Below are 24,467 nucleotides of genomic sequence, written 5' to 3' on the forward strand. Positions count from 1 at the left end.
TCGTCACGGTCCCCGGGAAGCGTCGTCACGGCCCCCGGGAAGCGTCGTCACGGGGACCGGAACGGCGCCGGAGCGGGCCCGCGTCGGCGCCGTGAACATCAGCCGGCCCTGCGGTTGACCTTCGAGCGGGACCGCTTCTCCACGTACATCCGTTGATCGGCGGAGGCCAGCACCTCTTCCACGGACATCCCGCAGGCGGCCCAGCCGATGCCGAAACTCGCCCCGACCCGCACCGCCCGGCCGTCGACCCGGATCGGCGGAATGATCGCGTTGCGCAGGCGTACGGCCAGGTCGGCGGCGTCCGCCGCGCCGAGTCCGTCGGCGAGGACGACGAACTCGTCACCGCCGAGCCGGGCGACGGTGTCGCCGTCGCGGACGCCGGTGCTGAGGCGGCGGGCGACCTCGATCAGCACCGCGTCACCGGTGTGGTGGCCGAACCGGTCGTTGATCGACTTGAAGCCGTCGAGGTCGCAGAAGAGGACCGCGAGCCCCTTCGCCCCGTCGTCCTGCTCACCGTCCGGGGCCACGGAGTGCACATGGTGGTCGTACCCGCCGTCCAGCCCCGCGTCCACGTCGTAGCCGTGCGTCCGCGCGTCCGGGTCGTCGGGGTCGGCGTACGCCGCGTCCAGCGCCTCCACCGGGCCGGCGGCGACCGAGTCCGGGCGCTCGCAGAGCCGCGAGCTGAGCCGGGCGCGCAGCTCCGCGCTGTTCGGCAGGCCGGTGAGCGCGTCGTGCGAGGCCCGGTGCGCGAGATGCAGCTCGTGCCGCTTGCGCTCCTCTATGTCCTCGACGTGGGTGAGCAGGAAGCGCGGGCCGTCCGTGGTGTCGGCGACCACGGAGTTGCGCAGCGAGACCCAGAGATAGCTGCCGTCCCGCCGCCCCAGGCGCAGCTCGGCGCGGCCGCCCTCGGCGGAGGTGCGCAGCAGGGTGCCGATGTCCTCGGGGTGGACGAGATCGGCGAAGGAGTAGCGGCGGAGCACGGACGCGGGGCGGCCGAGCAGCCGGCACAGGGCGTCGTTGGTGCGCAGCAGCCGGCCGTGCTGGTCGCCGCCCATCTCGGCGATGGCCATGCCGCTGGGCGCGTACTCGAACGCCTGCCGGAAGGACTCCTCGCTGGCCCGCAGCGCCTGCTGCTCCCGCTCCAGGCGGACCAGGGCGCGCTGCATGTTTGCTCTGAGCCGGGCGTTGCTGATCGCAATGGCCGCCTGCGACGCGTACATCTGGAGGGCCTCCCGGCCCCAGGCGCCGGGACGGCGGCCGTTGCGCGGGCGGTCGACGGATATGACGCCCAGCAGATCGCGCCGGTCGCGCCCGCCGCCGGGGGCGTACATCGGGGCGTAGAGGCGGTCCTGGGGGTGCCACTCGTCCTCGAAGCGGGGCTCGGGGCCCTCGGTGTGCCACTGCGGCACGTCGTCGTCGAGGAGGACCCAGCCGTCGGTGTACGGGATGAAACGGAGCTCGTCCCACGCCTCGCCCATGTTCAGCCTGCGCTCCCAGGAGGCGCGCGAACCGATGCGGCCGGTGATCAGGGCCTCCGCGGCGCTGTTGCCGGCGAAGGAGGCGACGACGAGGTCCCCGTCGGCGCGGACCAGGTTCACGCAGGCCAGTCCGTAGCCGAGGCCCGAGACGATTCCGTCGGCCACGGTCTGCAGGGTGTCGGCCAGGCTCCGCGCCGTGTTGAGCTCACCCACGGCCTGGTGCAGCTGCCGCAGCGTCGCTAGACGGACATACGGCTCCGACTCGGCCTCCATTGCTCGCACTCCCCGAGACCTCGACAGCACTCCATGTTCATATCGGCGTACTTGGTTATGTACCTGGACGACGTACTTGGATGACTCACTTAGATGACTTACTCATTGAAGTGTCACGGCCACTGAATCACAATGAGCTGATCCGTCGGTACACAGGGTCAGCAATTACCGCCCTCTGTGACTCAAGTCACAAGATATGGTAAAGAAATCCGGAGCGGCCTCTGGGCAGTCCGGCCTTTCCTGAACGCAAATCCGGGTGCCGCGGCGAAGGGCGTGCGGCCCTCCCGGGCACGGCCGAACGACGGCAGTTCGAAGACAGGTCCTAGGACCAGGCTGGTCCCCTGGCCCGATGCGGCGGGGCGCCGGCCGCGGTTAGCGTGCGCGGTGTGTTGCAGACAGACTCCCCCTCCCCGCTCTCCGGTTCCGCCCCGCTCTCCGGTTCCGCCCCGCTCCCCGGTCCCGCGCCGCGTTCCGGTTCCGTCACCCCCGGCCTCGTCCCCCATGCTGAGGGGGTGAGCAACGATGAGTTCCGGGCCGCCCTGTCCCGGCTGGCCGCAGGGGTCGTGCTGGTCACGGCCGAGGAGCCGCCGCTGGACGAGGACCGGCGCGGCGAGGACGTCGGGATGACGGCGACCGCCTTCATGTCGGTGTCGCTGAACCCGCCGCTGGTCATGGTCAGCCTGCGCAACGACTCACGGATGGACGACCTGCTGTCGGAGCAGCCGCTGTGGGCGGTCTCGGTGCTCGCCGAGAGCCAGCGGCACATCGCCGGGCGGTTCGCGATGAAGGGCCGGATCAGCGACCGGCTGCTGTTCGAGGACATCCCCTACCGGCGCGGGGAGTTCACCGGCGCGCCGCTGGTCGGCGGCGCGCTGGCCACGCTGGAGTGCCGCACCGAGCAGCGGGTCCTGGCGGGCGACCACACCCTGGTGATCGGCCGTGTGCTGAGCGCGGACCTGCCCAGCGGGGACGGGTCGCCGCTGATGTACTTCCGCGGGCGTTACCGGCAGTTGGGCTGAGCCGACGCGGCGCGGGCGGGGCACCGGGGGGGTGCCACGGCCGGAACGGGGGACGCTCGGCGGCCCAGAGTTCGACCGCCGGGCGCTCGGCGGGCAGACACTCAGCGGGCAGACGCTCGGCCGGCGGGGCTCGGCGGGCAGACGCTCGGCCGGCGGGGCTCGGCGGGCAGACGCTCGGCCGGCGGGGCTCGGCGGGCAGACGCTCGGCCGGCGGGGCTCGGCGGGCAGGCGGCTCGACGGCCGCGGGCCGTCACCAGTCGCGGCCGGAGCGGCCTCGTTTCGTCTCGCCGCGCTGCTTCTTCTCGCGCAGCCGGCGTTCGTTGATGCCACGCGGGATACGGGTCTTGCGGCGCGGCTTGGGGGGCGGCGCCGTGGCCTCGGCCAGCAGGGCGGCGAGCCGCACCAGAGCGGTCTCGCGGTTGCGCCACTGGGAGCGGTGCTCGGACGCCCGTACCGTGACGACCCCGCCCACGAGCCTGCCCGCCAGCCGCTGGAGCGCCCGCTCCTTCCACACCTCGGGGAGCGCCTCGGTCGCCGCCAGGTCGAAGCGCAGCTCGACCTGGGAGTCGCTGGTGTTGACGTGCTGACCGCCGGGGCCGGAGGACCGCGAGAAACGCCACATGAGCTCGGCCTCCGGCAGGGAGACCGAGCCGCGGATGACATGGGGCCCGGACATGACACCCATGTTCCTCGCTCCGCCGGGGGTTCGTCACCTTCTTTTGCCGTGCGGACGCTCCCTTTCGCCGTGCGGGCGCCCCCCTTCGCCGTGCGGGCGCCCCGCGCGGCATCCCGCACGGGGCCCGCGCGCAGGGCCGGATGGCCCCGGGCCGACCGGGGGACTTCGGTAAAGAAAGTAAAGGGGGAAGGAACCTCCCAGTCCCTTGTCGGCGTTATGACCAGTGACGGTAGCTTCGTGATGGCATGAAGCCCGCACTCGACGATGAAAGGGACTTCCCATGGCTGTAAGCCTGTCCAAGGGCGGCAACGTCTCCCTCACCAAGGAGGCCCCGGGCCTGACCGCCGTCACCGTCGGCCTCGGCTGGGACGTCCGCACCACCACCGGCACCGACTTCGACCTCGACGCCTCGGCCATCGCCGTGAACCAGGCGGGCAAGGTCGTCTCCGACGGCCACTTCGTCTTCTTCAACAACAAGTCGACGCCGGACCAGACCATCGTCCACACCGGTGACAACGTCACGGGCCAGGGCGAGGGCGACGACGAGCAGATCAACGTCAACCTGGCGGGCCTGCCGGCCGAGGTCGACAAGATCGTCTTCCCGGTCTCGATCTACGACGCCGAGACCCGCAGCCAGAACTTCGGCCAGGTGCGCAACGCGTTCATCCGCATCGTCAACCAGGCCGGCGGCACGGAGATCGCCCGCTACGACCTGAGCGAGGACGCCGCCACCGAGACCGCCATGGTCTTCGGCGAGCTCTACCGCAACGGCGCGGAGTGGAAGTTCCGCGCGGTCGGCCAGGGTTACGCCTCGGGCCTGACCGGCATCGCCCAGGACTTCGGCGTCAACGTCTGACGTCCGTCCACGTCCACGTCCGCGCCCAACGCCCGAGACGCCTGACGCCTCACCGGCGTCCGACGCCCGGCGTCTGACGCCCCATCGGCGTCCGACGCCTCCGGGTCCGGCGGGCCCGGATCCAGCAGACACCGGGAGCCCCCGGCCGCTCGTCCTGCGGCCGGGGGCTCCCGTGCGTCCACCCGCGGAACGGTGCCCGCGCCAGCGCCCGCGCCGGTGACCGATGACCGATGGCTGCTGACTGCTGACTGCTGACTGCTGACTGCTGACTGCTGACTGCTGACTGCTGACTGCTGACTGCTGACTGCTGACTAACGATCAGAACGCGCCGAACACCGCCGAATAACGGACACGAACGCACCCCAGTCGGACAAGAAGTGGTCAAAAAAATGTGAGGTGTTTGTTAGTGCACCGTCAATCTTGGTCATTCGGTGGCACGCTCTCCGCTCGTAACCCCCCACGGAACGAGCAACGGAGAACGCATGACCCCCCACATGAACACCCGTCGCGCCGCAGCCCTGGCCGCCGTGGCCGCGATGGTCGTCGTAGGAGTCCAGACCGGGGCGGCGAACGCCGCGCCCGGCCACGGATCCGCCTCCCTCTCCGCCACTCGCAGCGTCGTCCCCTTCGGCGCGAACAACGCATCGCACCGCACCGCCGCCATCACGTCGGCCCAGGCCGACGCCGCCTCGGCCGCCGAGTCGCTCGGGCTCGGCGGCCAGGAGAAACTGATCGCCCGTGACGTGATCAAGGACGCCGACGGCACCGTCCACACCCGCTACGAGCGCACCTACGCGGGCCTCCCGGTCCTCGGCGGCGACCTCGTCACCCACACCGCCCGCGACGGACGGCTCAAGGGCGTCACCAAGGCGACGGACGCCCGGATATCCGTGCCGTCGACGACGGCGAAGATCAAGACCGCGGCGAGCGCCCGCAAGGTCATCTGGGCGAGCGGCGACAAGCCCGTCCTGGCCTTCGAGTCGGTGCGGACCGGGAAGCAGAAGGACGGCACGCCCAGCCGGCTGCACATCATCACCGACGCGAACACCGGCAAGGAGCTCCGCCGGTACGAGTCCATCGAGACCGGCATCGGCAACAGCCAGTACAGCGGCCAGGTCGAGCTGAGCACCACCAAGACCGGTTCCGGTTACGAGCTGACCGACGCCGACCGCGGCGGCCACAAGACGTACGACCTCAACCAGGGTGAGAGCGGCACCGGTTCGCTCTTCACCGACGACGACGACACCTGGGGCGACGGCACCGGGAACGACCGCCAGACCGCCGCCGTCGACGCCGCCTACGGCGCGGCGAAGACCTGGGACTTCTACAAGTCGGCGTTCGGCCGCGACGGCATCGCCGGTGACGGCAAGGCCGCGTACTCGCGGGTCCACTACGGCAACGAGTACGTCAACGCGTTCTGGGACGACAGCTGCTTCTGCATGACGTACGGCGACGGCGCCGGCAACAAGAGCGCCCTCACCGCCCTCGACGTCGCCGGCCACGAGATGAGCCACGGCCTGACCGCGTCCACCGCCAACCTCGACTACTACGGCGAGTCCGGCGGCCTGAACGAGGCGACCAGCGACATCTTCGGCACCGCCGTGGAGTTCTCCGCCGACAACAGCACCGATGTCGGGGACTACCTCATCGGCGAGGAGATCGACATCAACGGCGACGGCACCCCGCTGCGCTACATGGACAAGCCGAGCAAGGACGGCGGCTCCGCGGACTACTGGGACAGCAGCGTCGGGAACCTCGACGTCCACTACTCCTCCGGCGTCGCCAACCACTTCTTCTACCTGCTGGCCGAGGGCAGCGGGAAGAAGACCATCAACGGGGTCGACTACGACTCCCCGACCGTCGACGGCTCGACCGTCACCGGCATCGGCCGGGACAAGGCCGTCCAGATCTGGTACAAGGCACTCGCCGAGTACATGACGTCCAGCACCGACTACGCGGACGCCCGCACGGCGACCGAGAAGGCCGCGACCGACCTGTACGGGGCGGACAGCGACGAGCTCGCCGCCGTCAACGCCGCCTGGGACGGCGTCAACGTGAAGTAACGCGCCGGGCCACGCGGTTCCGTACGATTCGTGCGATTCCGCGTAGCCCGCACGAGCGCGCGGTTCCACGTGGTTGCGCACGGTCGCGCGGTTCCGCGCGGTCCACTCGGTTCCGCGCGGCAGGGGAATGAGAGAGCGGAACGCAGAACACCGCGGAGCGGGAGCCGGTCAGTCCTTCGAGGCGGGCCGGCTCTCCCCGTACAGCCAGGTCTTCCACAGCTCCGTGAAGTCCTCGCCGGTCGTCCTCTCCACGTAGGAAGTGAAGTCGGCCGTCGCGGCGTTGCCGTGCCGGTGGGCCCTCGTCCAGCCCTTCACGAGCGCGAAGAATCGATCGTCGTCACCGATGGCCTGCCGGATCTTGTGGATGACCATCGCGCCGCGCCCGTACACCGGGGCCCGCGAGATGTCCGCGGCCGTCGGCGGATCGGCGGGCGGGAAGGCCCAGTTGTCGTCGTTGTCGAAGGCGGCGTCGAAGCGGCCCTGGACCGGTTCGCCCTTCTCGTCGTCCTCCCACAGCCACTCCGCGTAGGTCGCCAGCCCCTCGTTGAGCCACATGTCGCGCCAGCTCGCGGGCGTCACGGAGTCACCGAACCACTGGTGCACCATCTCGTGGACCAGCAGCCCGACGGACGGCGGCCCCGGGAAGTACGGCCGGTTCTGGGTCTCCAGCGCGTAACCGGCGTCCCCCTGCCGCCCGATGATCGCGCCCGTGGCGGAGAAGGGGTACGGGCCGAATCGTTCCGCCTCCCACGCCACGATCTTCGGAATCCGGGCCAGGACCGCCGCGCTGCGAGCCGCCACCGTCGATTCGGCGGCGGTGAACACCTTGATCCCGTCCGGGGTCGTCGACTCCCTCGTCTCGAAGCGGCCGACGGCGAGCGTGGCGAGATAGCTGGCCATCGGTTCGGCGACGTGCCAGTGGTAGGTGCTGGTGGCGCCCTCGGTCGTACGGGAGACCAGTTCGCCGTTGGAGACGGCCGTCAAGCCCTTGGGGACGGTGACCGTGATGTCGTACGTCGCCTTGTCGCTCGGGTGGTTGTTGCCGGGGAACCAGGCCATGGCACCGGCCGGTTCACCGAGCGCGACCGCCCCGCCCGCCGTCCTGAGCCAGCCCTCCTCCGAGCGGTCCGGGTCGGTGAGGGTCTCCGGCGAGCCGGAGTAGCGGACGACCGTGCGGAAGGTCCGGCCCTCGCGGAGCCGGTCCGCGATCCCGGCGTCGGGGCGCAGCGTCAGCTCGTGGCCGGCCCGGTTGACGGCGGCCGGGCGGCCCTCGACGGTCGCGGACCGCACGCCGAGCCCGGCGAAGTCCAGGTTGAAGGCGCTGAGGTCCTGGGTGGCCCGTGCGGTGATGGCGGCGGTGCCGCGCAGCCGGTGGGCGTCCGGGTCGACGTCGAGCACGAGATCGTAGTGCGTGACGTCATAGCCCCCGTTGCCGAGCTTCGGGAAGTACGGATCACGGAGGCCGGAGGCGCCGGGGGTGCCCTCGACCCCGCCGACGCCGGTGCAGCCGGTGACGGACACCAGAACCAGCAGCGCGAGGACGGCGGCCCGCACGGCGCGGCCGGTGGGAGGTGTGGTGGGGCTGGGGGCCGTGCGGGGTGTGCGGGCGGTACGGGGTGTGCAAGCGGTGCGGGGTGTGGGGGCTATGCGGGGTGTGCGAGGGGTGCGGGGTGCGCGGGCCCTGGGGGCCTTGTGGCCGGCGGGGGCCGCTGCGGGGCCCGTGCCCGGTGCCGGGCACGGGGCGCGCGGGGCGCGTGAGGCGCGTGAGGCGCGTGAGGCGCGCACTGTCCGACGTATGAGCCCGGCGCGACGCGCGAGCTCCGCGCGGCGTATGAGCCCGGCGCGACATGCACTCCCGGCCCGGCGCGCAAGCCCTGCGCGACGTGCGCGCGCCGTGCGGCGTACGCGTGCCACGCGACGCGCACGCATCCGTATGCGTACGGATGTTCGCTGATTCACACCCGCGATCCTAGGCCGGGTCCGGCACATCTCGCCCGCCACATCTCGCCGGTCATGCGACGCCGCACCACGCGACGGCGCGGGCGGACATGAGGCGGACACGAGGCGGACATGGGGCAGGCGCGGGTGAGGCGTGGGTGAGGAACGGACAAGAAACGGGCGAGGTGCGGGATGGCGGAGCACCCGGTGCGCGCGACCGCCGGGGTGACGTGAGTGACACGGGTGGCGGATACGGGGAGGCCATCGGGACCTCCACGGGGCGAGAGCCGCCGTCGGGGCGGGGAGCAGTCATCGGAGCGAAGGACCGCCGTCGAGGCGGGGAGCGGTCATCGGAGCGAGGGGCCGTCGCCGGCTCGGAGGACGGCGACGCCCAGGGGGCGGGAGCCAGCGTCCACCTCGGCCGGGGGCCGCTTCCCCGTGAGGTCGACGACGGTGAGGCCGTTCCCGTACCCGTCGCGGGTGAAGCCCTTGGTGACGTACGCCGTGCGGCCGTCTGCGGAGACCGCCACGTCCTCGTGCGGGCCGTCCAGCGGCACCACGCGCTCGGACCCGTCGGGGGCGCGAACGGTCAGGGACGGTCCCCTGTCCCCGGCGGCGACCGGGCCGGTGCCGACGACCAGCAGAGTGCCGTCGGGCGTGATCGTCGCGCCGTGCTGGTGGGTGTCGGCGGTCATCGGCTCGATCGTGGACCTTCCGCTGCGCGGGTCGAGGACGACGAGCCGCTCGCCCTCGAACGGCAGCAGCAGCCGGCCGTCGGCGGGGCGCACAACGGCGTAGTGCGGCTTCAGCCAGGAGCCGAGACCGCCCTCGGTGCCGTACGGGGCGACCTCGTACCGGCGGGTCCCGAGGGTCCGGGTGTCGACCGCCGTGACGTCGAAGGAGTCGTGGCCGGTGGCGTACACCTCGCCGCCGTCCGGCGAGACGTCCACGTCGAAGGGCCGACGGCCGACCCGGACCGCGGCGACGACCTCGCGGCGCGCCGTGTCGACGACCTCCAGCACGCCGTCGCCGCCGGGGACGTTGACGCCGACGTAGACCCGGCGGCCGTCCGGGGCCAGCGCGATCCCCATGCCGCCGCCCCGGTACTCGCCGGTCGTGACCGGGCCGGTCCGGGTCCGGTACGGGATACGGGCGAGGCGGGTGCGGTTCGCGGTGTCGACGACCGCGACCCCCTCGGCGGTCGCCACCCACGCCAGCCCGTCGTCACCGACGACGAGCCCGTACGGGACGGTGCCGACCCGGACCGAAGCGAGCGTGTGCCGGCGGCGCTCCGGATCCGGGTCGACGAACGTCACGGTGTCGGACCCGAAGTCCGTCACGAGAAGGGTGCCGTGCGGGGTCGCGGGGGACGGGGAGCGGGACGGGGACGAAGACGAAGACGAAGACGAAGACGGAGACGGAGACGGGGACGGGGACGGGGATTCGGAAGGGGCTGCTCCGGCCGATGCCTCGGCCCGTACGCCGGAGCGCGCGCCGGACTGTGCGCCGCTCTGCGTACCGGAGTGCGTACCGGCGCGCGTATCGGTCGCGCAGCTCGCGAACACGGCCGCCGCGGCGACGGCCACCGCCGCCCGACGCACATTCACCGCCCGGCGTCCGTCCACCGCCCGGCGTCCGTCCACCGCCCGGCGTCCGCTCACCGCCCGGCGTCCGCTCACCGCCCGACGCGCGTTCACCGCACGGGGCGCGTTCACCGCACGGGGCGCGTTCATCGTGCGGGACGCGTTCATCGTGTGGGACGCGTTCATCGTGTGGGACGCGGCCGCCGCGCGAAACGCGGCCGCCGGCCGGCGCGGCTTCATCGCGCGGCCCGTAGCAGTGCGGCGATCTCCGCGAAGCCCCGGCGCTCCGCGTGTTCCAGGGCCGTGACGCCGTCGCCGTCCGGGAGCCCCGGGTCCGCTCCGGCCGCCAGCAGGAGTTCGACGATCTCCTGGTGCGCCAGGCCTCCGTCGCCGAGGATCACGGCCTCCAGGAGGGCCGTCCAGCCGAGCCGGTTGACGTGGTCGACGTCGATGTCCGTGACCTGGATGAGTTCCCGCGCGTAGGCGACATGACCGCGCTCGCTCGCCGGGATGAGGGCGGTGCCGCCGAACCGGTTGGGAAGCGTCAGATCGGGACCGGCCGGCAGGAGGACACGCAGCATCCGGACGCTGCCGGTCACCCCGGTCGCGAGCCAGGGGCTGTCCTCGCGCCGGTCCTGGGCGTTCGGGTCCGCGCCCGCGTCGACCAGCAGTCGGGCGGCCTCGACATGATCTCCGTGAACGGCGAGGAGCAGCGGGGTGCGCAACTCCTCGTCGCGGCAGTCGACGCGGGCTCCGCTCTCGATCGCGGCCCGCACCCCGTCGGTGTCGCCGGTGCGTGCGGCGTCGAGCAGTTCGCGGTCGAGGGCGTTCATGTTCGTCTCTCTCCTGTTCGTCGATTCCCTGGCGCTTGCCGGGAGCCCGCGGTGCCGGAGCGAGCCCCCGTTGTCGAGAGGCCCTGGCGTCGGAGGGCGTTCCCGCTTTGCCGGATTGCCTCCACCGCCCGTGACGTTCCGCTTGTCCCGCGGGGCACCCGGCGAATCGTCCGGGGCATCTGGCGGATCACCTGGAAACACCGTCTCCGCACGCACTCCGGAAATCGCCGCCCCAGGCCCGCCCCAGGCCCGCCGCAAACCGACCGCGAGCCGGGCGCGAACCCGCCGCGGTCCGGACGCGGTCCGGGCGCGAGCCGAGCGCGAGCCGGACGCGAGCCGGGCGGCACGTCGGCCGGCAGTCGAACGGGTTACCGGGCGAGGGCGGCGACGCCGACGCCCGCGAACTTCTCGTCGAGGTCGCCGCTGGGGGCGCCGGCCACCCCGATGCCCGCCACCGGGGCGCCCTTGACCTGCACCGGGGCGCCGCCCGCGAGGAACAGGGTGCCCGGGATGTCCTTCAGGGTCGGGGCCTGCGCCAGGCGCTTGGCCAGCTCCGAGGTGGGCGCGTTCCAGGAGACGGCGGTGAAGGCCTTCTTCGCCGCGGCCTCGTACGACTGCGGGCCGGCCCCGTCGCCGCGCAGCGTGACGATGGTGTTGCCGTTGCGGTCGACGACGGCGACGGAGACCCGCTGGTTCTCCTTCTTCGCCGCGTCGAGGGCCGCCTGCGCGGCCTTGGTGGCGGCGGCCACGGTCAGGTGGGAGGTCTGCTGGAGGTTCCGGTTCGCCGTGTCGGCCTGAACGGTGGAGGCCGGGGCCGCGGCCGGGGCGGACGCGTTGGCGGACATGGCACCGAAGGTTCCGGCGCCGAGGGCGGCCACGGCGACGGCACCGGTCAGAACACGGGCGCGCAGCGACAGCTTCTTCTTCATGATGGACTCCTTCGACTTCGCCGCGTTCGACGACGGCGGGCGGGCGTCTCCCGCTCCGCCACCGATCCTCCGGCCGTTTCCGGGGCCGTACGGTCGGCGGACCGGCTCGACCCGGCTCGTGGAACGGCCGACGGCCCCATCGGCCGATCGGTTGATGCGGGCAGGGCCTTTCGGGGTGACCATGGGTGTGTCCGCGCAGGTCAGAAGCGATGATGACGACGGTGAGCAGCGAGGGGTACGAGGTGGAGGAACACCGGACCCGACCGGCGCCCGGTACCGGCGGCCCACGCGCCACCGCCCGTGCGGACGGCCCGGACGCCCCCCGCGCGGGCGGCTTCGGCGCCCCCGGCGCGTGCAGTCCCGGAGAACCCGACGCGTGCGGTCCCGGAGAACCCGACGCGGACGGCCTCGGCATATCCAGTGCGCACCGCGTGAACGTCCCCGACGACCACGACGCGCACCGCATGGGCGTCCCCGGCGCGCACGGCGCGCACTGCACGGGCGTCCCCGGCGCGCACGGCGCGCACCGCATGAACATCCCCGACGCATACGGCCTCGGCGAGCCCCATGCCCGCCGGCTGACGCTCCTGATGCACGCCGCGTTCTTCCTGCTGCTCGCCGCCTCGCTGACCCGTTTCCTGTTGCGGCATCCCGGCGAGGCCCGCGCCCCGTGGATCATCGCGCTGTCCGTGGCCCTGGCCGCGCTGTACGTGCTGGGACCGGTGCTCGGTTCGCGTCCGACACCGCGCAACCTGGTGTGGCTGGGGGCGCTGGTCACCGTGTGGCTGGTGGTGGTCGTCCTCGCGCCGAGCTTCGCGTGGTGCGCGGTACCGCTGTTCTACACCGGGCTGCGCATCCTTCCGCCGCGCGCCGCGTTCTCGCTGGTCGCCCTGCTCACCGTGCTCGTCGTCGCCGCGCAGCTGCGGCTGGCCGGCGGCTTCGACCCGTACCTGGTGCTGGCCCCGCCCGCCGTGGCCGCCGTCGCGACCGCGGTGTTCGTCCATATGAGGCGCCAGACCGAATACCAGCGCGCGCTGTCCGAACAACAACGGGAACTGATCGACGCCCTGCTGCGCACCCGTCGCGAACTCGCCGCCACCGAGCGCCGCGAGGGCACCCTCGCGGAACGCCAGCGGCTCGCCATGGAGATCCACGACACCCTCGCCCAGGGCCTGTCCAGCCAGCAGATGCTCTTGCAGGCCGCCGAGCGCGTCTGGGACGCCGACCCGGAGACCGCCCGTCGCCATGTCCGTACGGCGACGACCATCGCCGGACGCGACCTCGCCGAGGCCCGCCGCTTCGTCCACGACCTGGCACCGGCCGACCTCGCGGAGGGCGGCGGTCTGGAAGCCGCCCTGCGCGCACTGGCCGCCCGCGAGACGGCACAGGCCCAGGGGCGGCTCACCGTCCACTGCCATGTGGAGGGCGAACGGCACGCCGCGCTGCCCGACCGGCTGCAGTCCGCACTGCTGCGGATCGCCCAGGGGGCGCTGGCCAATGTGCGGGAGCACGCGCACGCCACGGAGGCGCGGCTGACCCTCACCCATCTCGACGACCGGATCGTGCTGGACGTGGCCGACGACGGTCAGGGCTTCAGCCCGGCCGGGCACACCGCGGCCACCGGGGGCGTACGCGGTCACGGGCTGCCCGCGATGCGCGCCCGGCTGCGGCAGCTCGGCGGGACGCTGACGATCGAGTCGGCGCCCGGCGAGGGCACGGTGCTGTCCGCCGCCGTCCCGTTCCCCTCCCCCTCCCCCTTCCCGGACGCAGCATCCGCAGCCGCCCCGGGCCTCGCCCCTTCCTCTTCCCCTCCCCCTTCTTCTCCCTCCCTCTCCCCCTCCTCCGCCCCGGAGGACCCCGCATGACGGCGACGCCGCCCGTACGCATCCTGCTCTGCGACGACCATGCGGTGGTACGCGCCGGACTGCTCGCCCTCCTCGGGAGCGAACCGGACATCGAGGTGGTCGGCGAGGCGGGCAGCGGCGAGGAGGCCGTCGCCCTGGCCGACAAGCTCACCCCCGACGTGGTGCTGATGGACCTTCAGCTGGGCCGGGGCATCGACGGGGCGGAAGCCACCCGCCGCATCGCCGCCACGGGCGTCCGCGTCCTCGTCCTCACCACGTACGACACGGACGCCGACATCACCCGGGCCATCGAGGCGGGCGCCACCGGCTACCTGCTGAAGGCGGAACGCCCGGAGGAACTCTTCGCCGCGATCCGCTCGGCCGCCCAGGGCCGCACCACGCTCTCCCCGCCCGTGGCCGACCGGGTCATGGCCCGGATGCGCCGGCCCCGGCCCACGCTCACCGGCCGAGAACTCGACATCTTGGCCCAGCTCTCCCAGGGCCTCGGCAACCGGGACATCGCCCGCGCCCTGTTCATCAGCGAGGCCACGGTCAAGACCCACCTCGGCCGCATCTACGACAAACTCGGCGTCGACACCCGGGCGGGCGCCGTGGCCGTCGCGAAGGAACAGCGGCTACTGCCGTAACCCCCGCTCCTTCGCGACCCCCTCCTCGCGCCCCTCTTCACGTCCTTCTACACGTTCACGTCCTTCTACACGCCCCTCGTCGCGGAAACTCTCGGCGACGATGCCGCGGAAATGGCTGAGACTCGTGCTCATCAGATCCCTCCAGATCTTGCGGGCTCGCGTGTCTCCGAGACCGGCCTCGGTGAATTCGGCGAAGACCGCCGCAGCATCGGCATCCGTGGCCCTGAGCGCCACAGCCAGGGGCTTCAAAAATATGCTTCTGGCACGTGCCGAAAGACATTTTCCCCTTAAATCGCCTGATCGAAGGAGTTCGACGCCGCGACATTGACGGGGCCGACGGCATGACACCATCGAACCGTGCTCGACATCGGCTACTCCCTCTCCCGGCGCTTCCCCGACCCTCCGCAGACCGACTACCGCCACGCGGACGTCCACGCCCTGCGGCATGACCTGTTCTCCGGGGACGTCTATCTCGCGGACACCGAGGCGGACCGCGAACTGTCCACAGCCTGGGGATGGGTGCCGGTGCTCGACTTCGCATGGGCCCTGTGCGACATCGTCGAGCAGATCGACCAGGACCCGCGCGGCAGCCGCTCGCACGAGCGGCAGTACGCCGAGCTGGACTTCACGGAGTCGTCCGACCGGATGTTCTTCGAGCGCCGCTTCGGCTGGGTGGACGTCGAGGCCGACTGGATGCCCGGCGACGAGCCCCCGCTCACCTTCGGCCACGCGGTACTGCGCCGCGAGGCCCGCGATTTCCTGCACGATCTGATCGCGGACCTCTGCGACATGCACGAGGGCCTCGCGGACAACCCGGCGATCTGGGACCTCCAGGCCCGCTTCCCCAGGATCTGACCCCCGGGCCCGCCCCCGGCTCCGCCCCCCCCCACCGCCGCCTCGCCCATACGGTCCGGACTCGTCCGGACGCGTCCAGATCGTTCGCTCTCCGGACCGTTGGCTTCCCGCACCGTCCGTTCTCCGGACCGTTCGCTCTCCGGGCCGTTCGCCCGGCCCGCCTACGCCTCCACGCGCACCCCGATCTGCGCCGCGAACGCCGGCGCCAGGTCCATCAGCTGCGCCGGGCTGATCACCGCTCCCGCCAGCCGCTCCACGCCCCGGGCGATGTCCAGTTCCGCAGCCGTCCGCAGGTCCACCGACTCCATCCGTACGGAGCTGAAGTCGGCCCGTCTCAGCACGCAGTCACGGAACTCCACCCGTACGAGGTGTGCGTCCCCGAAATCCGGCTCGGACAGCACGCAGCCCTCGAAGACCACGTCCTTCAGCCGCGCCTTCCGCAGATTCAGGTAGTCGATCTTCCCGCCGCGCACCAGCACCCGCTCCAGCGCGGCGCCGTGCAGCTGCACCCCGCCGAGCCGGGCGTCCGTCACCTCCACGTCCCGCAGCGACGCGCCCGCGAGGTCGGTGCCCACGCCCCGGACGCCCGTCAGCACCGAGTCGATGAAACGGGCCCGGGCCAGGCCCGCGCCGTCCAGCGCGCAGCCGTCCAGGGCGCAGTCCATGAACCGCGCGCCCGGACCCGACTGGTCCGCGAGGTCCGTCCCGTCGAAGCGGAGACCGTCGTAGTCGCCGTCCGGCTCCAGCCCCTTCCCGTCGAACGGAACCAGCGGCGGAAGCCGTACCTCCGGACGTCGGGCGGCCGCGACGGCCCCCTTCTTCGTGTTGCCTCGTGCCATGCCCCCATCGTGGACCACCCCACTGACAGTCGCGGGCCCGCCCTGAGGCGCCCCAGGTCAGGGACCGGACGACACGGGACCGGAAGCGCCCCTACCGGGCGGCGCCGAGCTCGGCGAGCGCCTCGTCCGTCAGCCGGTACACCGTCCACTCGTCCTGCGGCCGCGCGCCCAGCGACTCGTAGAAGGCGATGGACGGGGCGTTCCAGTCCAGCACCGACCACTCCAGACGCCCGTAGCCGCGCTCCACGCAGATCCGCGCCAGCTCCGTCAGCAGCGCCTTCCCGTGCCCGCCGCCCCGCCGCTCCGGCCGTACGTACAGGTCCTCCAGGTAGATGCCGCTCACCCCGCGCCAGGTGGAGAAGTTCAGGAACCACAGCGCGAATCCCACCGCCTCGCCATCCTCGTCCGACTCCGCGACATGCGCGTAGGCGGCGGGCCGCTCGCCGAACAGCGCCTCGTGCAGCTGCTCCTCGGTGGCCTTCGCCTCGTGCAGGACCTTCTCGTAGTCGGCCAGTTCGCGGATCATGGCGTGGATGACGGGGACGTCGTCAGGTGTCGCGGTACGAATCATGAGGGCAGCGTAAGCACGACCGGGGACACCGCCATCCCGCGCCCCCCGCACGCCCCCTCCCCGCCGCGGGGACTCGTCAGGTGCGCCCCAGCAGCAGCCGCGCGATCTCGGCCTGTTCCGGCTCCAGCCGCCGTTCCCCGTCCGAGACGGCCCACAGTCCGTTCTGCAGCAGCCGCCCCAGGGTCCAGGCCCGCGCCCGCGCCCGGTCCAGGCCCAGCGTCTCCGTCAGCAGATCGAACCGCCAGCGCACCGACGCCGCGTCGGAGGGGGCCCCTCCCTGTCCCTCCAGGGCTTGGGGGCGGTTGACCAGCGCCGGAAGCAGCTCGAACCCCGGATCACCGATCAACGGCTTCGGATCGATCGCCACCCAGCGGTGAGTCTTCTCCCGGGGACCACCCGCCGCCCGACGATCATCCGTCGCCCGACGGCCATCGGCCGCTGTCCTCCGGCCGCCGCCCGCCTCGTCCATCTCCCCCGCCTCGCCCGCCTCGCCCGCCTCGCCCGCCTCGCCCGCCTCGCCCGCCTCGCCCGCCAGGACGTTCCCGTAGTGCAGGTCCCAGTGCAGCAGCCGGTCCCCGGGCTCCCCCGCGACCTCCCGCACCGCTGCCGCGCAGTCCGCCAGCAGCCGCCGCTCCCCCGCGTCCGCCAGCGCCGCCGCCGCGCCCGGCGCCTCCTCCAGCATCCGCGCCGCGACATCCCCGAGCCGCCGCAGCCCGCACCCCGGCGGCGCAGGCACGGACGACAACCGGGCCAGCAGCCCGGCCAGCACCCGGACCGCCTCCCGCGCATCCGGCAGGGCGGTCAGCGGACGCCCGGCGTCCAGCCGTTCCAGCAGCATCGTCCCCGTCGCCGGGTCGTGGTCCAGCAGTTCCACGGCCCCCGCGCCCGCCTCGGCCCACGCCCGCAGCGCGACCGGTTCCCCCGCCGTCTCCTCGTCCACCGGCTGGAGCTTCAGCACCGCCCGCCGGCCGTCCGCCTCCCGCACCACCGGAAGCACCAGCGCGCACACCCCGTGGCGCGCCGCGCCGTCCCGCCGCAGCCCCCACCGTTCCAGGAACCCGACGGCCCGTTCCGGCAGCGCCGCGAGGAAGGCCCGCCCGGCATCCCCGTTGTACTTGGACTGGGTGGCGATCAGTTCGTCCGGGATGTCGATCACGCCGACAATCGTAGAACCGTGCGTCAATCGGATATGGCCCCGAGCAGCCCCGCCCCGCCCACCCGGCCACGCCCCACCGCCCCCGCCTCGTGGCTCCGCGCCGCGGGCCCCTGGCTCCGCCGCGCCGGGGCCTGGATCCGCAGTGCCCCCGGCACCTATCTCTGGCTGACCGCGCTCTTCGTCACCACCGTGATCGTGCACCAGATGTCACCGCGCTTCGAAGCGGACTTCCTGCGCCAGCGGTCCACCAACATCCACGAGCTCTCCGAAGACCCCGTGCGCGTGCTGATCGCCAGCGCCTTCTGGATCGACAACGGGCTGTGGGCCCCGTACGCCGTCCTCTACACCGTCTTCCACGCCCCCGCCGAACGCTGGCTCGGCACCCTGCGCTGGCTCGCCGTCGCCATCGCCGCCCATGTCCTGGCCACGCTCGTCAGCGAGGGCGTACTGGCCTGGGCGATCCGGCACGGACACGTGCCGCCGGCCGCTGCCAACACCCTCGACGTCGGCGTCAGTTACGCGCTCGCGGGCGTCGTGGCCGTTCTCACCTACCGCGTCCCGCCGCCCTGGCGGCACGTGTACCTCTTCGCCGTCGTCGTCTTCTACGGCGTCCCGCTCATCACCGGCCGCAGCTTCACCGACCTCGGCCACTTCACCGCCGTGCTCATCGGCCTCGCCTGCTACCCGCTGACCAGGGCCCGGCACGGGACGAACCACCCGGCGACCCGGCCCCGGCACGGGACGAGAACCCCCCGCGCGCAGTAACGTCCGCCCGGAGAAAACCGCAGAAAACACCGGACGGCCGCCTTCCCCCGGGCCCGGCGGCCGCGCCACCCCACCACAGGTCTTCACCGCGGGCCTTCACACGCGGGCCTTGACACACAAGTCTTCACACAGGTCTTCACACACAGGTCTTCACACCGGACGAAGCAGGGACAGCATGAGCACCGTCAGCACCGTCAACGGCGGCATATCCTTCTGGTACGCGGACCGGGGCACCCCCGTCGCCCGCGAACCCCTGCCCGGCGACGGCAGCGCCGACGTCTGCATCGTGGGCGGCGGCTACACCGGGCTCTGGACCGCGTACTACCTCAAGAAGGCGGTCCCCTTCCTCAACATCACCGTCCTCGAAGCCCGGTTCTGCGGCTACGGCGCCTCCGGGCGCAACGGCGGCTGGCTCTACAACGGCATCGCCGGGCGCGACCGTTACGCGAAGCTCCATGGCCACGAGGCAGCCGTCCGGCTCCAGCAGGCGATGAACGGCACCGTCGACGAGGTCGTGCGCGTCGCCGCCGAGGAGGGCATCGACGCCGACATCCACCAGGGAGGGGTCCTCGAAGTCGCCTACACGCCGGCCCAGTTGGCACGACTGAAGGACTTCCACTCCGCGGAGACCGCCTTCGGTGAGACGGACCGCGTGCTGCGCGGCGCCCGCGAGACCGCCGAACGCGTCAACGTCACCGGAGCCGTCGGCTCCACCTGGACCCCGCACGGGGCCCGACTGCACCCGGTCAAGCTCGTCACGGGCCTGGCGGCGGCCGTCGAGGCGCTCGGCGTCACGATCCACGAGTCGACGCCGGTCACCGCCATCGAGCCCAAGCACGCCCGCACCCCGTACGGCACCGTCCGCGCCCCGTACATCCTGCGCTGCACCGAGGGCTTCACCGCGAAGCTCAAGGGCCACAGACGCACCTGGCTCCCCATGAACTCGTCCATGATCGCCACCGAGCCGCTGCCGCGGTCCGTCTGGGACGCCATCGGCTGGGAGGGCCGCGAGACCCTCGGCGATCTGGCCCACGCCTATATGTACGCCCAGCGCACCGCCGACGACCGCATCGCGCTCGGCGGGCGCGGCGTCCCGTACCGCTACGGCTCGGCCACCGACAACGACGGCCGCACCCAGGCCGCCACCATCGAGGCGCTCCGCGACATCCTCGTCCGGCTCTTCCCGGTCACCGCGGGCGTCCGCATCGACCACGCCTGGTCCGGCGTCCTCGGCGTGCCCCGCGACTGGTGCGCCACCGTCACCCTGGACCGTTCCACCGGTCTCGGCTGGGCGGGCGGTTACGTCGGCTCCGGCGTCGCCACCGCCAACCTCGCCGCGCGCACCCTGCGCGACCTGATCCAGCAGGACTCCGGCCAGTCCGGCCCGACGGAGCTGACCACGCTGCCGTGGGTCGGCCACAAGGTCCGCAAGTGGGAGCCCGAACCCTTCCGCTGGCTCGGCGTGCACAGCATGTACGCCGCCTACCGTGCCGCCGACCGCCGCGAACTCGCCTCGTCCCGAGCGGACACCGACCCCGTGGCGAAGGCCGCCGACCGACTGGCCGGCCGGCACTGACGACGGGCCGGACGGCGCCGGGGCGGGTGCCAGGCGAGCACCGGGGCGGGCGGCCAGGCGGGCGCCGGGGCGCCCGTACGGGGAGGCGCGCGCCGTCGCGCGCGGCGCGGGTCGCACGCGAAGCGCCCGTACGGAGGCACGCGCACGCCGTCCGCAGGTCGCACGTGAAGCGCCCGCGCGCCCGCATCACGCGTGCGGCGGCCGCGCGGAGTGCCAGTGGGCGGTGGCGTCGATGTTGCCGGTGGCGCTGCGGGCGGCGCGCTCGGCGTCGCCGGCGCGGAGCGCGTCCAGCAGGTCTTCATGGCCTCGGGGGTCCGCGCCCTCGAACCCGTCCTCCGACCAGTGCGCGGCCATCGAGCGGTACAGGGACGGGCCGAGGGCGTCGTAGAGATCGCTCAGAAGGGCGTTGCCCGAGGCGTCGGCGACGGCCTGGTGGAAGGAGCGGTCGGCCTCGATCCACGCCTCGCGGTCGCCCCGCCGCCAGGCGTCGGCACGCCGGACGAGCAGGGCCGCCAGATCGCCGAGCCGCTCCGGGGTGATGCGGTCCGCGGCCAGGCGGGCGGCCTGCGCGTCCAGGGCCTGACGCACTTCGAGGACATCGCCCAGTCCGCTGTCGAGCCGCTGGACCGCGCCGGAGAGTTCGCTGGTGGCACGCACATAGGTGCCGTCGCCCTGCCGGACCTGGAGCAGCCCGGCATGGGCCAGAGCCCGGACGGCCTCGCGCAGGGTGCCGCGGGCCACCCCGAGCTGCTCGATGAGCACGGGTTCGGCCGGGATCCGGGAGCCGACCGGCCAGCGCCCGGACGTGATCTCGTCCCGCAGACTCGCGATCACGTCGTCGACCAGCGCGGTACGACGGGCCGAGGCCAGGGCCATGACGACTCCCCTCACAGGTCGGTATCCGGACCGCTGCCGACGTACAGACGCACATGCGCACATGCGCACGGACACATGGACGCACGCATGGACTCGTGGACGCATGGGGCGCACTGCCTCATGGGCCGGGAGAGCAGCGTACCTCTGATCATTGGACATCAAAGGTCAGACGTCTTACGTTTGATGAATGTCTCTGACCCGTAGCTCCGCCGAACGCGCCCGTTCGCTCTCCCCCCGTGCCCGCGGCGCCTGGCTCACCGGCCTCGGCATCGTGCTGATCGCCTTCAATCTCCGGCTGAGCATCAGCAGCGCGTCGGCACTGCTGGAGCCGCTGCGGGAACGGGCGGGGTTCGGCCCGGTGACGGCCGCGCTGGTGCCGACGCTGCCGACCCTCTGCTTCGCGGCGGTGGGGGCCTGCGGCGCCATGCTGGCCCGGCGCCTGGGTGTCGAGCGGGCCGTCCTGCTGGCATTGACGGCGCTGTGCGCGGGCGTGGCCGTACGCGCGGCGCCCGGCACGACGGCGCTGCTGGGCGGGACGCTGCTCGGCGCGGCCGGGCTGGCGCTGTGCAACGTGCTGCTCCCCGCCGTCGTCAGGGCGCGCTTCCCGCACCGCGTCGCCCTGCTGACCGGGCTGTACACCACCACGATGGCCCTCGGCTCGGCGGTGGCCGCCGCGGCCGCGGTCCCGGTCGCCGACCTCGTGGGCGGGCCGGCGCCGGGGCTGGCGGTCTGGGCGCTGCCCGCCCTGCTCGCGCTCGCGGTGTGGGCCGTGGCGGGCCGCGGAGCGCGGGAGTCCACGGCGCACGGGGCGGCCGACGCCGGGGACGTCTCGGCCTGGAGCATGGGGCGGACCAGGTTCGGGCTGCTGGTCACGGCGTTCTTCGCACTGCAGTCGCTGAGCAGTTACGCGGTGATCGGCTGGCTGCCCAGCATGCTCACCGACCGGGGGATGTCGTCCGCGCAGGCCGGCAGCCTGCTGGGCCTGACCCTGCTCGTGGGCATCCCCTCGACGTTCGCGCTGATGCCGCTGACCAAGGGGCCCGGGCGGTTGCGGACGGCGTTCGTCGTCGTCGGAGCCGCCCTCGTGGCCGGATACCTCGGTCTGCTGTGCGCGCCGCTCGCCCTGCCCGCGCTCTGGGCCGTACTGACCGGCCTCGGTCTGGGGGCGTTCCCGCTGGTCCTGGCCATCATCGGGACCAGCGGGCGCAGCGCGCGGGAGACGGCGGCGCTGTCGACGTTCGCGCAGAGCACCGGCTATCTGGTGGCCTCGGCCGGCCCGTTCTGCGTCGGGCTGCTGCGCTCGGCCACTGGTGGCTGGGATCTTCCGCTCGCCCTGCTGATCGCGCTCGCCGTTCTCCAACTCGCCGTCGGGCTGTCCCTGACCACTTCCCGGGCGCGCGACTGAGCCCGGTACGGACCCGGGCCCGGGGCCGAGCCCCGTACGGGCCCGGTCCTACCGCCGAGCCCCGTACGGGCCCGGTCCTACCGCCGAGCCCCGTACGAGCCCGGTCCTACCGCCGAGCCCGGGGCCGAGCCCGGTACGGACCCGGGCGTACGGCCGAGCCCGTGTCGCGGGCGCGACTGAGCCCGGCCCGGGTCAGGCGCCCCGATCACAGGCCGTCGGCCCGGTCGGCCAGCACTTGCCTGATCACATGGCGGGACCGCGCCGCGACCCTGGGGTTCGTACGCCAGTAGTAGGGCAACTGGATCAGCGCGACGGACAGCGCCCAGCCACGCCCCCGCCGCCAGGTCGCGGCGTCGACCGCGAGGGCCTCGCGGAAGACCTCCCGCTCGGCAGCGGAGAAGATCTCCCAGGCGGCAAGCAGATCGCAGGCGGGGTCGCCGACTCCAAGGCCGCCGAAGTCGATGACCGCGCTCAGCCCCGAACGCCCGAAAAGCAGGTTCCCGGACGAGAGATCGCCGTGGATCCAGACGCCCGGCCCGCCCCATTCCGGCGCCCGAAGCGCCGACTCCCAGGCCTCGGTCAACGCGTCCGCCGCCAAGGCCAACGGCTCGGACGCGCCGACACCGACGCCATCACCAGCACCGTCACCGGAACCACCACCGGAACCGGATCCACCACCGGAACCGGATCCACCACCAGAACCGGAACCGGAACCGGAACCGGACCCGGTCCCAGCCCCAGCCCCACCACCGTCACCACCGCCACCGCCACCGCCACCGCCACCAACCGTCCCCAGCGCCGCGATCGCCTCGCGGGTCGCGACGTCCCGGGCGGCCAACGGCACCCCCCGGAAGAAGTTGTGGTCGCCCGGGGGCGGCCCATCGGCGGCGTCGATCGCGTGCAGGGCGGTGATGAATCCGGCCAACTGGACGGCGGTACGGCGCGGGTCGACCGCGTACGCGGTGTTCTCGCCGGTCTCACCGTCCAGCCACGGATACACCGACCAGGCCCAGGGATAGCCCTTGCCGGGAGCCCCCTTGCCCAGCGGCTCGGGGACGGGCAGCGGCAGCGAAGGGGCCAGCTCCGGCAGCCACCGCTGCTCCTTGCCGACCTGCCGGGCCGCGCCGGGGATACGGGGTAGTCGTACGACCTTGTCCTCACCGAGCCGGTACATCGCGTTGTCCGTCCCCGACGAGGCCACGTACTCGAGCGCGAGCCCCGCCCACTGCGGAAACTGCGCGCGGATCAGCCTTCCGACGAGCGGGGCGTCGATATCCGCTTCATCGGCGTGCATCTTTCCGGCGACCACGAAAGACCTCTCATCAGCGTACGGAACGCATTTCGTACGCGCCTCGGGGAACCTGCGGCTCCACGCGCATCGCCCACGCATCGCCGCAGGGCGTCCCGGCCCACCATCCCGGCCCTCCGCGCACCCCACAACCGATTTACCCGCCCGCTCCCCGCTCGCCGCCGGTCCGGACACGACGCGAGGCCGGACCACCGGATCCGGCCTCGCGTCCTGACGTCACGTCAGCTCAGTGCCCTGTCCTGCCTCGTCACGCCTTGGTGGTGCAGATCGCGTTGTACGGCCGGCCGGGGCTCGGGAACAGCTCGATGGGGTGATCGGCGCCCGACGGGCACTCCTCGGCCGTCTTCGTCAGCGCGAGCACCTTGAAGACATCGGCGCCCCCCTTGCCGCAGGGCACCTCCTTGGCCTCGCCGTCGACGCAGTCCCCCTTCACCAACTGGCCGCCGCCCGCCCCCGCGTCACCGGGGTGGTCGCCGGACAGGTTCCGCCCGCAGACGGTCTTGCTGGGAATGCCGGCGCTGGACTTGCTCGAACCGAAGGAGATCTTCACGGAGATGATCACGTCCGTGCCGGCCGGGCACTGGATCGAGTCGGCGAAGATGGCGCCGTCCTTGATCTCAAGGGCCTTGATCGTCGCCTTGGAGTCGCCGCAGTCCACAGCCTGGTAGGCGTCCTTCCCCTCCTTCTCGTCGGGCCCGGCGCAGTCACCGACCTTCCACTCCTTGGTCGCGTGGCCCCCGTCCGAGGCGGCGCTCTTCAGGTCCTCCTTGTTGCAAGCCGTACCGGCTCCCAGGACGAGCGCGACGAGCAACGCCGCCTTTGAGCAGTCCAGGAGAACCTTGCGAGAATCGCGCCGCCGTACGGAGACGCCCTCTCCCGGTCCGCTGCTCAGGGGTCGCGTGCTGTCGTGAACTCTCATGCCGCTCCTCGGGTTGGGAAATGCGGCCTGCCCGCATGGCACTTGTCATGACCCGTG

Annotated in this window: 22 protein-coding genes; 9 read left to right on the plus strand and 13 right to left on the minus strand. The window is 72.7% G+C overall.

Translation table 11 applies throughout. The annotated features are described in order from the left end of the window. Positions 1–98: 98 nt before the first annotated feature. Complete coding sequence (cdgB, locus tag WA762_RS10860) at positions 99–1,751, minus strand: diguanylate cyclase CdgB (RefSeq protein ID WP_335935202.1); 1,653 nt, start codon at positions 1,749–1,751, stop codon at positions 99–101. Positions 1,752–2,263: 512 nt separating this feature from the next. Between cdgB and WA762_RS10865 the strand changes: the two genes are divergently transcribed. Beyond that, a complete protein-coding gene (locus WA762_RS10865; protein WP_335935204.1) occupies positions 2,264–2,770 on the plus strand; it encodes a flavin reductase family protein in 507 nt (168 codons plus the stop codon). 250 nt (positions 2,771–3,020) lie between these two features. On the opposite strand, the gene arfB is transcribed toward WA762_RS10865, so the two are convergent. Further along, positions 3,021–3,455 carry an alternative ribosome rescue aminoacyl-tRNA hydrolase ArfB gene (arfB, locus tag WA762_RS10870; RefSeq protein ID WP_335935206.1) on the minus strand — a complete coding sequence of 145 codons (435 nt, stop codon included), beginning with the start codon at positions 3,453–3,455 and terminating at the stop codon, positions 3,021–3,023. A 271-nt stretch (positions 3,456–3,726) separates the two neighbouring features. On the opposite strand from arfB, the gene WA762_RS10875 reads away from it, so the two are divergent. After that, complete coding sequence (locus WA762_RS10875) at positions 3,727–4,302, plus strand: TerD family protein (protein WP_335935208.1); 576 nt, start codon at positions 3,727–3,729, stop codon at positions 4,300–4,302. A 482-nt stretch (positions 4,303–4,784) separates the two neighbouring features. Then, a complete protein-coding gene (locus WA762_RS10880) occupies positions 4,785–6,365 on the plus strand; it encodes a M4 family metallopeptidase (protein WP_335935210.1) in 1,581 nt (526 codons plus the stop codon). 168 nt (positions 6,366–6,533) lie between these two features. Here WA762_RS10880 and WA762_RS10885 read toward each other — a convergent pair whose 3' ends face one another. The 4 genes from WA762_RS10885 to WA762_RS10900 all read right to left on the minus strand — a co-directional run bounded on the left by WA762_RS10885 (position 6,534) and on the right by WA762_RS10900 (position 11,648). Further along, complete coding sequence (locus WA762_RS10885) at positions 6,534–7,919, minus strand: M1 family metallopeptidase (protein WP_335935211.1); 1,386 nt, start codon at positions 7,917–7,919, stop codon at positions 6,534–6,536. 731 nt (positions 7,920–8,650) lie between these two features. Next, positions 8,651–10,072, minus strand: a complete 1,422-nt coding sequence (locus tag WA762_RS10890; protein ID WP_443080563.1) for a hypothetical protein — start codon at positions 10,070–10,072, stop codon at positions 8,651–8,653. A 50-nt stretch (positions 10,073–10,122) separates the two neighbouring features. Beyond that, entirely contained in the window at positions 10,123–10,719 is a 597-nt protein-coding gene (locus tag WA762_RS10895; protein ID WP_335935212.1) for an ankyrin repeat domain-containing protein, read from the minus strand. Between the two features lie 368 nt (positions 10,720–11,087). Then, positions 11,088–11,648 (minus strand): GlcG/HbpS family heme-binding protein, encoded by a 561-nt coding sequence (locus WA762_RS10900; protein ID WP_335935213.1) that lies wholly within the window; start codon positions 11,646–11,648, stop codon positions 11,088–11,090. Positions 11,649–12,178: 530 nt separating this feature from the next. On the opposite strand from WA762_RS10900, the gene WA762_RS10905 reads away from it, so the two are divergent. Next, positions 12,179–13,513 carry a sensor histidine kinase gene (locus tag WA762_RS10905; protein WP_335935416.1) on the plus strand — a complete coding sequence of 445 codons (1,335 nt, stop codon included), beginning with the start codon at positions 12,179–12,181 and terminating at the stop codon, positions 13,511–13,513. After that, positions 13,510–14,139, plus strand: coding sequence for a response regulator transcription factor (locus WA762_RS10910; RefSeq protein WP_335935214.1), 630 nt, complete (start codon positions 13,510–13,512; stop codon positions 14,137–14,139). The genes WA762_RS10905 and WA762_RS10910 overlap by 4 nt, the downstream gene beginning before the upstream one ends. Here WA762_RS10910 and WA762_RS10915 read toward each other — a convergent pair. Beyond that, positions 14,128–14,388 carry a hypothetical protein gene (locus WA762_RS10915; RefSeq protein WP_335935215.1) on the minus strand — a complete coding sequence of 87 codons (261 nt, stop codon included), beginning with the start codon at positions 14,386–14,388 and terminating at the stop codon, positions 14,128–14,130. The two genes, WA762_RS10910 and WA762_RS10915, sit on opposite strands and share 12 nt — an antisense overlap. Positions 14,389–14,496: 108 nt before the next feature. On the opposite strand from WA762_RS10915, the gene WA762_RS10920 reads away from it, so the two are divergent. Further along, positions 14,497–14,994 carry a hypothetical protein gene (locus WA762_RS10920; RefSeq protein WP_335935216.1) on the plus strand — a complete coding sequence of 166 codons (498 nt, stop codon included), beginning with the start codon at positions 14,497–14,499 and terminating at the stop codon, positions 14,992–14,994. A 161-nt stretch (positions 14,995–15,155) separates the two neighbouring features. Here the strand turns inward: WA762_RS10920 and WA762_RS10925 are convergent, their stop codons facing one another. The 3 genes from WA762_RS10925 to WA762_RS10935 all read right to left on the minus strand — a co-directional run bounded on the left by WA762_RS10925 (position 15,156) and on the right by WA762_RS10935 (position 17,560). Next, entirely contained in the window at positions 15,156–15,833 is a 678-nt protein-coding gene (locus WA762_RS10925) for a pentapeptide repeat-containing protein (protein ID WP_335935218.1), read from the minus strand. A gap of 91 nt (positions 15,834–15,924) precedes the next feature. Further along, positions 15,925–16,404, minus strand: a complete 480-nt coding sequence (locus tag WA762_RS10930) for a GNAT family N-acetyltransferase (RefSeq protein ID WP_335935220.1) — start codon at positions 16,402–16,404, stop codon at positions 15,925–15,927. Between the two features lie 76 nt (positions 16,405–16,480). Further along, a complete protein-coding gene (locus WA762_RS10935; RefSeq protein ID WP_335935222.1) occupies positions 16,481–17,560 on the minus strand; it encodes an aminoglycoside phosphotransferase family protein in 1,080 nt (359 codons plus the stop codon). 33 nt (positions 17,561–17,593) lie between these two features. Here WA762_RS10935 and WA762_RS10940 point away from each other — a divergent pair, with 33 nt between their 5' ends. Together WA762_RS10940 and WA762_RS10945 are read left to right on the plus strand one after the other, a co-directional pair. Continuing rightward, positions 17,594–18,325: a rhomboid-like protein gene (locus tag WA762_RS10940; RefSeq protein ID WP_335935417.1), complete on the plus strand. Its 732-nt coding sequence runs from the start codon at positions 17,594–17,596 to the stop codon at positions 18,323–18,325. 175 nt (positions 18,326–18,500) lie between these two features. Next, positions 18,501–19,901 (plus strand): NAD(P)/FAD-dependent oxidoreductase, encoded by a 1,401-nt coding sequence (locus WA762_RS10945; protein ID WP_335935224.1) that lies wholly within the window; start codon positions 18,501–18,503, stop codon positions 19,899–19,901. Positions 19,902–20,087: 186 nt separating this feature from the next. On the opposite strand, the gene WA762_RS10950 is transcribed toward WA762_RS10945, so the two are convergent. Next, complete coding sequence (locus WA762_RS10950; RefSeq protein WP_335935226.1) at positions 20,088–20,777, minus strand: FadR/GntR family transcriptional regulator; 690 nt, start codon at positions 20,775–20,777, stop codon at positions 20,088–20,090. 187 nt (positions 20,778–20,964) lie between these two features. Between WA762_RS10950 and WA762_RS10955 the strand changes: the two genes are divergently transcribed. Continuing rightward, on the plus strand, positions 20,965–22,182 hold the full coding sequence (locus WA762_RS10955) for an MFS transporter (protein ID WP_335935227.1): 1,218 nt from the start codon (positions 20,965–20,967) through the stop codon (positions 22,180–22,182). Positions 22,183–22,387: 205 nt separating this feature from the next. On the opposite strand, the gene WA762_RS10960 is transcribed toward WA762_RS10955, so the two are convergent. Together WA762_RS10960 and WA762_RS10965 are read right to left on the minus strand one after the other, a co-directional pair. After that, positions 22,388–23,491 (minus strand): aminoglycoside phosphotransferase family protein, encoded by a 1,104-nt coding sequence (locus WA762_RS10960; RefSeq protein ID WP_335935228.1) that lies wholly within the window; start codon positions 23,489–23,491, stop codon positions 22,388–22,390. A 247-nt stretch (positions 23,492–23,738) separates the two neighbouring features. Next, complete coding sequence (locus WA762_RS10965) at positions 23,739–24,410, minus strand: LppU/SCO3897 family protein (RefSeq protein ID WP_335935229.1); 672 nt, start codon at positions 24,408–24,410, stop codon at positions 23,739–23,741. Between the last annotated feature and the right edge of the window lie 57 nt (positions 24,411–24,467).

Origin of the sequence: Streptomyces tyrfis (assembly GCF_037034285.1) — a bacterium.
Taxonomy (GTDB): domain Bacteria; phylum Actinomycetota; class Actinomycetes; order Streptomycetales; family Streptomycetaceae; genus Streptomyces.